Below are 11,131 nucleotides of genomic sequence, written 5' to 3' on the forward strand. Positions count from 1 at the left end.
TGGGCATCGATATTGGTGTGAGGAACATCGTAACCATTGGAAACAACATATCCGAAAAGGGTATTGCTGTCAAGGGCGGTGTTCTGAAATCAATAAACCAGTATTTCAATAAAGAGTTATCAAGATTGAGATCGATCAGTGACAGGCAGAGGAAAAACAGAGAGAATACAAAAAGGATAGATAAGCTCTTCATGGAGAGAAACAGGAAAGTAAAGGACATCATGCACAAGCTTAGCATATCCATAGTCGAATACGCATTGTCAAGAAAGATCGATACGATCGTTATAGGTCACAACGATGGATGGAAGCAGTCTGTGGATATCGGTAAGGAGAACAACCAGAACTTTGTGCAGATACCTTTTAATATGCTCATACAGCAGATTGAATACAAAGCAGAAGAGAAAGGGATCAATGTCATGATACAGGAGGAGAGCTATACAAGCATATGTTCGTTTCTTGATAACGAAAGCATAGAACACCACGACACGTACATGGGAAGGAGAATAAAGAGAGGTGTATTCCAGTCTGCAAATGGAACATTAATACATGCGGATCTGAATGCATCCTACAACACAATAAGAAAGGCAATCCCTGAAGCATTTGACGGGATAGAGGGTATTGGGTTATACCCACGAAGTTTAAGCATCAAGGAGATGATAACTTCCAGAGGTGGATGTTAACATGGTTAACAGAAACCATAACCTGATATGTTCTCCAACCAATATTTGGAGATTGCCACGTGCAGATGTAATTTATCGTTCAGGATCACTGTAAATGAATGATGAAAAATATCTATGAACGGGTTAATAAGAAACTACGGATTTTCAAGTAGATGCGCAAATAATTTTTACGGCAACGCCATGCTTATCCTCATGTCGCAGAAGCTCCACTGCATAATATGCGGATCAACAATATACTCAGGATTATACTGCTCAGACTGCCTCTCAGAAATTCAGAGGGCACGCACAATGGACGATGAATCATTTGAAGATTGGCTTTCCCGTACAAGGGAATCCGGAAGCATCAAGGTAAAGGAAACGGAATGCATACCTTTGGATAATTTCTTGTAAATCATAATTATTATCAAAAAATAATTAGATTTAAAAAAATTTTTAAACGAAGAATACATAAAGTAGTGGTGAAAAAATGGCAGAAACATGGGAGATAAAGGAAAAACTGAAACCAAGAGGACTGGAAGGCATATCAGACGTTCAGATAGACAACCACTTTGATGTGCATTATAAGGGATACGTTAACAAGCTGAATGAGATATGGAGCAGACTGCCAGATGTGGACAGGAGCAAGGCAAATCAGAACTACAGTGAATTCAGGGCGCTCAAGCTTGAGGAGACATTCAACTACGGCGGTTCACTTCTTCACGAACTATATTTCGAAGGCCTCACACCAAAACACTCCGAGGTACCAAAGGAGTTCAAGGATGCAGTTGCAAAGGACTTCGGATCCTATGAGAAATGGGTTGAGGACTTCAAGGCAACCGGAACAGCGTTCAGGGGATGGGCAATCCTAGTATTCGATCTGAACTATGGAAAGCTGAGGAACATAGGATCAGATGCGCACAACGTTGGACTCATATGGAACTCCATAGCCATACTCACCATGGATGTGTACGAACATGCCTACTATGTGGACTATGGAGCAAAGAGGGCACCATATCTTGACGCATTCCTCAAGAATGTCAACTGGCCTGTGGTGCTTGACAGGTTGAACAGGGCAAAGAAGGCGTACGAGGCTTTTAAATCCTAATTTTTATGGATACCATTATATCCGTACCTTTTTTAGATGATGATAACGTAAGATCGCTTATATACAGTAAGGCCGAAGAATTTAGATCCATAGGCAGATCCTCCAAGGAGACACTCTTTAAAGAACTTGTTTTCTGCATACTCGCTGCAAACACATCTGCATCCATGAGCCTGAGAATGCAGGAGGCAATTGGAGATGGTTTTCTTTACATGTCAAGGGATGAACTTAGGAACGCTCTGAAGACAAATAAGTACAGATTCTATAATGTGAGATCGGATTTCATAGTGAGATCGCGATCGATCATAGACGAACTGCCGGAAATCGTAAAGTCGAGTGATCACGAAGGATCAAGGGATTACCTGGTTGAAAATGTGTATGGCGTCGGATACAAGGAGGCATCCCATTTCCTCAGAAATGTGGGAATTTTTGATTTTGCCATACTTGACAAGCATATAATGAAATGGATGTCGCAGTACTATCCAGTTAAGAAGAATTCAAGCAAGAAGAACTACCTTTACAATGAGGAAATATTCAGGGGGTTATCAGCCAGCCTGGGCGTGGAACCAGGCATACTAGATCTCTTCATCTGGTACAGCGAGACAGGAACAGTCATCAAATGACTGTCTTCTCGCCAAGTTTTCTAAGCGCCCTGATATTACTGTATGATACAATGGATCCTGAAGCAAGTATCATGGATACGGATATGACTGCAAGGATCGTTGGTTTCTGGCCGAGTATCAGAAAGGCAAATATCACCGCAAAGACCGGATCAAGGTAGCTGAGCACAGACACGGTCTGTATTCCTATCCTTCTCTGAGAATCATACCACAGTATGAGTGCAAGGCCGGTTTGAAACACTCCAGCAAATATTATCAGTGCTACGTTGACATATGTTAAATGGAATCTCATGAAGGCCAGGAACGGTGCTGTCATAATCAGCACTATAAGGGTCTGGTACATCACAAGATCCGATGATCTCAGGCGATCCACAGCCTTTCTTGAAATTATGGCTATCATTGCATAGCTCAGGCCTGATATCATGGCAACAGCAAATCCGTAGAGGCTTAAATTTACCGACTGCAGGAACATGAGTGCCGTTGCGGCAAATGAGAATGAGCCTCCGATCATAGCCATCATGTTCGGCCGCTCTCCGGCGATGAAGCTGAGGTATATCGCTATCGCAGGCCCTGAATAGTAGATGACCACGGCCATCGATACGGGCATGATATCCACTGCATAGAAGAACGATATCCAGTTTATTCCAAGGAGAACTCCAGAAACCAGCACAGGCCATCTGAAGAATTCCCGCAGTTTCAATCCATTCCTGTTTATGGCATAGAAGAACAGGGCGGACACAAGGACCCTGAAGAAGACGAATACAGGTGAAGGGAAGCCTATGACTATCGATATTATAGGTATGAGTCCCCAGAAAACTGTAGATACAAGTATCTCAAAATATCCAACTGTGTCAGAATCGATCCAACCACCTGATTACGTTAATATGTCTTTGTATTAATTATTTATCTTTGGTTTATGCCTGCGACATATCTTATCCTGTACCGCATGCCTCCGGTGTATAGATCCGAGTATTCATTCCTGATCAGTTTCAGGCCAGCCATGGTATACATCCTGACCATATCTGCCTCGCTGTAAAATTTGGCATAGGCGTAAAAGCCTTTCTTCTCCTGCTGAAGTCTATTCGTATATTCTGTACCAGCCTCGAGAATGACGGATATGACCTCTTTGGATATCCTGCCGGCCTCCTTCAGCGATGCGACAGGATCATCAAGAAAGCATATGGTAACGATGAATATGGAAAAGTCGAAATAGCCAGATATGAATGGAAGGCGATCTGCATAAGCCATGATGGGAAATATGCCCCTGCTGGCTGCCAATGAAAGCATCTTTTCTGATGCATCAACGCCGACAGGTATCCCCAACTGGGAAGCAAAACGACCTGTACCGACGCCTATTTCAACCCCTTTTCCAGAGGGAAGTCTCTCCCTTATGAACTCAAGCTGTTCATGGTATTCCCTTTCATGCTTATCATACCATGAATCATATTTTGAAACGTTTTCGTTGAAATATCCTATCATCTCGTCCATAATCTAATAAATAACTCAACTAACTATTTATATTATTAATCTTCAACGTCAATGACCAAGATGATCCAGGATGTATCCAATTTACACGTATTTTTGAAAGATTCCATTCGTACATGAACGATGCATGGATCGGACTTACGGTTATGGCCATCGGATTCCGTAATCAGAATGATGATTTTTAGAGGAAAAACAGGCTTCTATGCAATAACATCAATACCTAGACAGGAGAATGTTTTAACACGCCATCTGCCGTCGAAGAAGGAAATGAGATTAAGGCATCATGAAGATGGGCCTGTAAGCACATGCAGAAAATTCTTCTTGCGAAAGCGTTTGTGCCGGTATGAAATTTTACATCAGATCAGCGATATATGACGATCTCGAGAACATTCTGGAAACAGTTTCCCTGAACTCATTTTCTTATAGGACGGTCCATGCTGGTACAGCCGACCTCTCGGTGTATGTACATCGTGAATTTCGTGGTTTGGTATTAGAGCTTAACTTTTGGGGCATATAGAGAATACCGCAAGATCTAATGGCTTCTATAAGATTGTACTGACGACATTTCCCTTCAATAAGGCAGGCCAAGCACTATATCTGGAGATGGGATGCAGAATCGTAGGCATCTTCAGAGATCATGGTAAGATCAACGGTTCATTCGCCCATGTTATGGCCTTGGATGAGCTACTCCTCAGCTGAAGCATCGGAGCTTCCTTTCATCGAAGAGACCTCTGCCTCTCCGAACATCCGTACAAGCCATATATCGCTATAACCACAGGCGTGAATTCGGACTGCACCGATCCTATTTAGGTATAATTCTATTGGGGGAAGTCCGTGTATCTCCTGTCCGAAGAAAGAGTTTTACTGCTTCCCTCTAACTCCTAACTTTTTATAAAGGGATCTTTCTCAGGTTATCAGAAACCATGGCGTCTGCAAGGGCATCGATCATGCGCCTGTTCTCGGATCTCGTTCTGATGGCGATCCTATAGCAGTTTCTGCCCAGATCGACATAGTCGGATAGATCTCTTATGAGTATTCCAGAACTTATGAGCCTCTCTTTAAGATCTATGTCTGAAGGCGATCTGAATGCTATGAAATTTGCCTGGGGATTTCCAATTATTTCCAAACCCATTTTTTTCAGCTCTTCCATAACATAAGATCGCTCTTCATTTACATGCAATATCGTCTTTTCCCTTATTGCATTCAGATCGACCTTTCTAACGAAGTCTATAGCAGGCTCGCAGATCGACCAGGGTTCATCCATATCTTTTATCATACTGAACAGCTGCTGGCTGATCAGTACATAGCCCATTCTCAAGGCCGGTATAGCAAGTATCTTTGTCAGGGATCTGCCTATTATGATATTATCCGTCTTCTCTGCAAGCCTGATAATGGCCTCGGAATGATCCGGAACAAAGTCTCCAAACGCTTGGTCGATGAAAAGAATGCCACCAGACCTGTTCATCTCTTCAGAGATCTCTTCGATGAGATCCACATCTACGATATCGCCTGTTGGGTTCACTGGCGAACAAAGGAATAGCGAGTCCGGCCTGTAGGATCTTATGATTTTTGGATTCTTCTTGATGATGTTCAGGCTCAGCGACGAGACTTTCGAACCTGAGACTGCCAGGGATGCTTCGTATTCGTTGAAGTTTGGGGTGATCACCAGCGATCTCCTGAAGCCGAACCATACCGGTATCTTGTATATGAAATAGGTGAGACCCGGCCCAAGCATAACCCGCAGTGTCTTTGTCCCGATATATTTCATTATCTTATCCTGTATGTCTTTCAGGGATAGTTCAGGATATCTGGAAAGCGCTCCAGTATCCAGGAATGCATTGACATTGGCACTGAAATCCATAACGCTGCTGGAATTATTCAGATATCTGTATATATCTCCACCATGTTCTTTCATACCTCGACCTCATAGAATATTGTCAGAATGCTCTGGATGTTATCCTTCATCAGGTTAAAACTTGTCTGCTGAATGCCATGCATCCTGTCCTTTTTGATACGTATTGTCCGAGTTTTTCATTCCCAACGTTTATTAAGGAAATAAAATTAGGCTCTAAGATACCATGGAAATGATTGAGATAAGAAAGGGCGGAAAGTACACAGTTGTTTCTAACAGCGGCAACGATAAACCACTCATAACGAAGGGGGAATTTGTAGGATACACGATAATAGGAGAGGAAGGTGCGGTGTGTTTTAGAACAGTCGGTGACGATGGCAAACCCATACTGAGGCTTATACCAGTATCCAACCTTATCTCCATCGAGTTCTCGGAAGACGATCTGGTCACGACAAAGAAGGCCGAAAACAACGATAAGGATAAGACCACGTATATAAGCTAGGCAGAAAATTCTGAGATATAATGAGTGATCCTATCATTCCGATGCCTGAGGTGCAAGTTTGTTGCAGCAGACTTTCGTGTATACCGGACCAGAAGGCCTCAGATCGCTGCTGAATAGGCACACCTCATCGATATGATATTTTTCACTCTTAAATTCGATATGTGGCATGATTATTTTCTGTTTAACCCTCCCTATGGTTATGTGGGGTACAAAATCCTTCTCCAGCGTGACGAATTTTCCCACTTCTGCCAAAAGCTGATATAGTCCATCTGATCTGCAGTCCACATAGATGACTCTAGGCCTGGACATGGACGGAAATGCCCCGATGCCTTCAGTTTCGATATCAAATTCCTGCGCCCTTAGATTTTTGATGCCTTCGCAGATCTCTTCGGTTTTCCTCTCATCTATTTCTCCAAGAAATTTTATTGTCAGATGTATGTTCGTATGCTCCACTACCTTGATTCCCTTTATTCTGCTGAATTCTCGGAATACATTGGAAAGATAATCACTGGGTCTTATCTGTACCGCTATGAATGCCCGCATAACTATGCCCCCATGATTGTCTTTACTATGAATGCAAGGCCGGTCACCATGAAATCCACCGCAATGGCCGCGAGTAGAAGCCCCATTATCCTGGAAATTATCAGGGATCCGGTTTTACCAAGATACTTAAAGATGGAGGAACTGAAGTGCAGTATGAAGTATGACAGGACAACCACAAGCAAAACGGCTATGATGACCACGATCTTTTCAGGCACGTTCACGCTGTATGAATTGAAATATATTATAGCTGCAGTTATGGATCCTGGGCCTGCCAGGAGGGGTGTACCTATGGGTGCTATTCCTATGGAGGTTCTCTCGATGCTCTCCTCTTTTTCTACAGGTGTGAGCTTGGTGGTCGAGGTTCTGCCCTGAAGCATATCGAACGCAACCTTGAAGAGCAAAACACCGCCTGCAACCTTGAAATCGTTGATATTTATCCCAAGAACCTCAAATATATAAATACCTATGAGCATGAAGCTGAACAGCATGAGGGCTTCTGACATTGTGGCATAACGTACGACCCTTTCAAAATCTTCTTGGGTGTATCCCTCTGTCACGGATACCAGTACAGGAAGCGCGCCTATTGGATTGACCATGGCGAAGAGCGCAATGAACACCGTGACAAGGTACAGTACTATGCTCATCCTTATTGCGGAGGTATTTTCTGCATAGATAAAATTATATTGATCAGGTTCTTCTCATACCGCTTTATCTATGAAAGATTGCTAAAAATATATATTGAAATAGGATTAAATATCCGTTGATAATAAGGGAAGAATGGTCAATTCTCACTTTTTGAAGAAAATAATATCTGTTGGTGAGAAAGATATAATGTCACGTTTGGTCGATTATACGGAGCTGGCTTACAAAGAGAGCGATATATTGATAGATATGCTGTCTAACCGCAATTCGCTTGTAGAAAAGAATGAGGAGATCAAGGAGATCGAGAAAGTTGGGGATGAGCTTGATATCTCTATAAGACAGGATGTAACCAAAGGTGCTATAAGCCCAACGCTCATGAACAGCATGTTACAGCTTGTGGAAAAATGCGATGATATTATAGATACTGGATATTTCATAAGCAGGGAGATAAAGAGGATGTTCCTAGACTATGCAGGTGGAATGGAAAAATGCATAAACCTAGTGACAAAGACATATTCCACCTTCATATCGATGCTTGAATACAATAAAGCGTCTCTTAAACATCTCAACCAGATGCTCACCGCTTCTGAAGACGAGAAGATCCGCGATGAAAGGATAGCAATAGAGAAGCTGGAGGAGAAGGTAGATGAACTCAAGGATGACACTTTTGATTACATATACAGGAACGCCGATGGCCTTCCGTATCTTGTATTTTCGCATCTGATAGATTTAACGCACAAAATAGATGATATGCTCGATGACTGTGAGGATGCAGCCGATCTCATAATAACGATAACAAGGTCGATAACCAGCTGATGCTAGCCATAGTCATATTCTCATTCCTGCTCGTCATACTCGTGGCAGGCAACAATTCGTCCGCTGTATCTGGGACCATAATAGGTTCCAAGATGATGAACAGGTACACCGCGCTGGCCATAACATCGGCAGGTTATGTGGCCGGATACCTTACTGAAGGAAGATTCCTTCAGCATGCAGTCGTGGAACTTCTTCCCTTCAGGCCGGAATATGTACTGTTTGCCATCATTGCTTCGTTCATCATATTCTCCATAGCCTTCTTTGTTAAGGTTCCGATATCACTCACCATGGCCCTTGTTGGTTCGGCTATTGGCCTCTCGTTGAAGCTGAGGTACACAGCTGACCTTTCTTTTCTGACAGAGATAATCATAGCCTGGATTGCTGCGCCCATAGTATCGATCGTGTTCTCGTATATCCTCAATGATAGACTGTCGCGGATGAAGCACAGAAACCTATGGTCCTATGCTGCAGGGATCAAGCTGATGCTTATCTTGACGGCAGTATTCACTGCATTCACCCTCGGAGCAAATACAATAGGGTTTCTCGGCGATATATCAGGTACCGGAGCATTGAATGAAGTGCTTATATCGATTGGATCGGTGATAGGCACATTCTTCTTCAGTTCAGGAATTATAAGGAGCGTTTCGCAGAACATGTATATGATGAAGTACACCAATGCATTCAGCTCGCAGCTCGTTTCCGCAATTGTTGTTGAGATTTCAACCATATTATCTATACCGATGTCCAACACGCAGACGCTGACTTCAGCAGTTCTAGGTGCCGGATTGTCTTATAAGGCTAAGGCAATATATCTCAAGCCGTTCTTCTACATAGTGATAATGTGGGTGCTATCCCCAATAATTGGCATGGTGTTCACATACATGCTTGCATAATTACCATAGATAGTCTGTCCGGTGCAAAGAATAATGGGAAAAATTGATAAACGGCTATACAATAAGCCTCAGCCGATATCACAGATCTATTCCTGAGATGCGGCCTTCACGGTGCCATATTGCGGGGTGCTGACCTGTGGATACTGGTATGCGGAGGTTGTCGAGACTGGTCAAAGGCGCCAGATTGAGGGTCTGGTTCCGTAGGGATGCGAGGGTTCAAATCCCTCCCTCCGCATATTATATGATGATGTTGCCATTTATGATCCTCATTTCTATATGTATTTGATCGGGAAAAAGTGGATATCCTTATAATCTGCTGTTCTTGGATCGCCATCGGGAAGGTTGTAGAGATCACTGGCGCTCAATGACGTACCGCTGCATCTTTTCCTGACTTTCTTTCACGCCCTAAGTCAATGGAACTCTAACTTAAGTATTTAGATCCGAATAGATTAAAGAACAGAATTTGTTATTCCCTTGGTGCTATGACACCAATTCTCCTGACAAAATACATATCGTAGATCCTTCTTTCAAGAATTATCCATTCTTCTGACATCCTCTCATCTCTGAAGGGATTGAGGTTCCTGTTTCAACGAGTGGTAGCTAATACCTTCACGATTCAGGTATCCCGCCATTGCACTTTCCACAGGCGTGAATTCGGACATGCCCTGCCCTACCTTTATCAATCCAATATTCCTTATGTTTATTGCGGCATTCAGATCCCTGTCTATAGTTAATCCGCACACATCACAGTGGTATATGCGATCGGATAACTTCAGATCATGCTTGATGTTGCCACACCTTGAGCACATCCTAGATGAAGGATCGAACCTGCCTATCTCAATGAGTTTTGCTTCCCTCCATCCGAGTTTATAAGTCAGCATTGTTTTGAACCGATACCATCCCTGATCCGCTATGCTCTTTGCAAGATGGTGGTTTCTCTGCATTCCCTGTATATTCAGGTTCTCAATCACAACAGTACCATAATGCTTGGCTATCGCAGTAGATACTTTGTGGTTGAAATCTGTTCTTGCATCCCTGATTTTCTTGTGCATCGTCTGCACTTTAACCATCTGTTTTTTGCTGTTTTTTGATCCTTTCTTCTTTCTTGAAAGCCTTCTTTGCTCTCTCTTGATTTTTCTCTCAAATTTCCTGTAACTGTTCGCAGGATCAACCTCTATGCCGTCAGAAGTTGTAAGGAAATGCTTAATGCCCATATCCAGCCCAACTATACCTTTGCCCCCCTCCAATTCTTCATTTGATTCATATTGAATGGAAGCATAATAAAGATCGGCATCCTTCGTTATAACAATCTGCTTTATGTTGTTAGGAATTGAGGATTTATCCCTATACTTTATACCTTCTGTAAATTTAGGAATGATGAGCCTGTTGCCCTTTGCCTTAAAGCCAGAGGGGATTATAAAATATTGTTTATCCCTCTTAGATTTGAATGTGGGGTAGGAAGCGTTATGTCTAAAGAACTGTCTGAACGCCTTATCCAACTCTACAAGGGAATGCTGAAGGCTCTGAGAATTGATCTCGTTTAACCATGTTAACTCCTCCTTCAATGCTGTCAGCATCTTCATTGTATCAAATGCTGTTAAACCCTTTTTCTTGTCATTCATATGTTCAGCATAATATCTATTTCTCACTTCAAGAAAATGATTCCATACAAAGCGGCATCCCCCAAAGTGCTTTTCCAGAAGAACCGTCTGTTCTTCATTTGGGTATAAACGTACCTTGAGGGTTTTAATCATTGCTTACACAATCCTTTAGTTTCGAATGAACTTTTCTATCACAATTCATCTCCTCCCTGAAGGTCGGAGCTTTCTTGATCTTTTCTTCTGTAAACATTTTTCGTACCTGCTGTACATTAAAAAGCACATATATCGATTACGCCTCACTATTGAACGACCAAGATGCTCTGAACAAGGCTATCAAAGTTTGCATCTATATTCTATATTTAATTTAGATATGGAATATTTCTTAATATAATTAAATTATACATATAAAATGTAAA

At 42.4% G+C, this 11,131-nt stretch carries 13 protein-coding genes and 1 tRNA gene; 8 read left to right on the plus strand and 6 right to left on the minus strand.

Translation table 11 applies throughout. The features are described 5' to 3' along the window. The 3 genes from DMB44_RS00015 to DMB44_RS00030 form a co-directional block, all read left to right on the plus strand. Positions 1-680, plus strand: a 680-nt coding sequence (locus DMB44_RS00015; RefSeq protein ID WP_153280095.1) for an RNA-guided endonuclease TnpB family protein, incomplete at its 5' end; no start/stop codon positions are given. A 466-nt stretch (positions 681-1,146) separates the two neighbouring features. Further along, positions 1,147-1,764: a superoxide dismutase gene (locus DMB44_RS00025; protein ID WP_110640023.1), complete on the plus strand. Its 618-nt coding sequence runs from the start codon at positions 1,147-1,149 to the stop codon at positions 1,762-1,764. 5 nt (positions 1,765-1,769) lie between these two features. Further along, positions 1,770-2,384, plus strand: a complete 615-nt coding sequence (locus tag DMB44_RS00030) for an N-glycosylase/DNA lyase (RefSeq protein ID WP_110640024.1) — start codon at positions 1,770-1,772, stop codon at positions 2,382-2,384. Here the strand turns inward: DMB44_RS00030 and DMB44_RS00035 are convergent. Both DMB44_RS00035 and DMB44_RS00040 read right to left on the minus strand, forming a co-directional pair. Next, positions 2,377-3,243 carry a DMT family transporter gene (locus DMB44_RS00035; protein WP_369907593.1) on the minus strand — a complete coding sequence of 289 codons (867 nt, stop codon included), beginning with the start codon at positions 3,241-3,243 and terminating at the stop codon, positions 2,377-2,379. The two genes, DMB44_RS00030 and DMB44_RS00035, sit on opposite strands and share 8 nt — an antisense overlap. A gap of 41 nt (positions 3,244-3,284) precedes the next feature. Continuing rightward, entirely contained in the window at positions 3,285-3,869 is a 585-nt protein-coding gene (locus tag DMB44_RS00040) for a class I SAM-dependent methyltransferase (RefSeq protein ID WP_237265178.1), read from the minus strand. Positions 3,870-4,370: 501 nt separating this feature from the next. Here DMB44_RS00040 and DMB44_RS00045 point away from each other — a divergent pair. Continuing rightward, a complete protein-coding gene (locus tag DMB44_RS00045) occupies positions 4,371-4,565 on the plus strand; it encodes a GNAT family N-acetyltransferase (RefSeq protein WP_110640026.1) in 195 nt (64 codons plus the stop codon). Positions 4,566-4,755: 190 nt separating this feature from the next. Here the strand turns inward: DMB44_RS00045 and DMB44_RS00050 are convergent, their stop codons facing one another. Continuing rightward, positions 4,756-5,781: an aminotransferase class I/II-fold pyridoxal phosphate-dependent enzyme gene (locus tag DMB44_RS00050; RefSeq protein WP_110640027.1), complete on the minus strand. Its 1,026-nt coding sequence runs from the start codon at positions 5,779-5,781 to the stop codon at positions 4,756-4,758. 163 nt (positions 5,782-5,944) lie between these two features. Between DMB44_RS00050 and DMB44_RS00055 the strand changes: the two genes are divergently transcribed. Beyond that, on the plus strand, positions 5,945-6,220 hold the full coding sequence (locus DMB44_RS00055) for a hypothetical protein (RefSeq protein ID WP_110640028.1): 276 nt from the start codon (positions 5,945-5,947) through the stop codon (positions 6,218-6,220). Between the two features lie 33 nt (positions 6,221-6,253). On the opposite strand, the gene thpR is transcribed toward DMB44_RS00055, so the two are convergent. Beyond that, complete coding sequence (gene thpR, locus DMB44_RS00060; RefSeq protein WP_110640029.1) at positions 6,254-6,763, minus strand: RNA 2',3'-cyclic phosphodiesterase; 510 nt, start codon at positions 6,761-6,763, stop codon at positions 6,254-6,256. Positions 6,764-6,765: 2 nt separating this feature from the next. Next, positions 6,766-7,407, minus strand: a complete 642-nt coding sequence (locus DMB44_RS00065; RefSeq protein ID WP_110640030.1) for a MarC family protein — start codon at positions 7,405-7,407, stop codon at positions 6,766-6,768. A 133-nt stretch (positions 7,408-7,540) separates the two neighbouring features. Between DMB44_RS00065 and DMB44_RS00070 the strand changes: the two genes are divergently transcribed. From DMB44_RS00070 to DMB44_RS00080, 3 genes are all read left to right on the plus strand, one after another. After that, on the plus strand, positions 7,541-8,221 hold the full coding sequence (locus tag DMB44_RS00070; protein ID WP_237265179.1) for a DUF47 family protein: 681 nt from the start codon (positions 7,541-7,543) through the stop codon (positions 8,219-8,221). Next, positions 8,221-9,114: an inorganic phosphate transporter gene (locus tag DMB44_RS00075; RefSeq protein ID WP_110640031.1), complete on the plus strand. Its 894-nt coding sequence runs from the start codon at positions 8,221-8,223 to the stop codon at positions 9,112-9,114. Before DMB44_RS00070 ends, DMB44_RS00075 begins: the two co-directional genes overlap by 1 nt. Positions 9,115-9,264: 150 nt before the next feature. Further along, positions 9,265-9,349 (plus strand) — tRNA-Leu (locus tag DMB44_RS00080). Between the two features lie 322 nt (positions 9,350-9,671). Here the strand turns inward: DMB44_RS00080 and DMB44_RS00085 are convergent. After that, complete coding sequence (locus DMB44_RS00085) at positions 9,672-10,868, minus strand: RNA-guided endonuclease TnpB family protein (RefSeq protein ID WP_110640032.1); 1,197 nt, start codon at positions 10,866-10,868, stop codon at positions 9,672-9,674. Between the last annotated feature and the right edge of the window lie 263 nt (positions 10,869-11,131).

The organism is Thermoplasma sp. Kam2015 (assembly GCF_003205235.1).
In the GTDB taxonomy this organism is placed as follows: domain Archaea; phylum Thermoplasmatota; class Thermoplasmata; order Thermoplasmatales; family Thermoplasmataceae; genus Thermoplasma.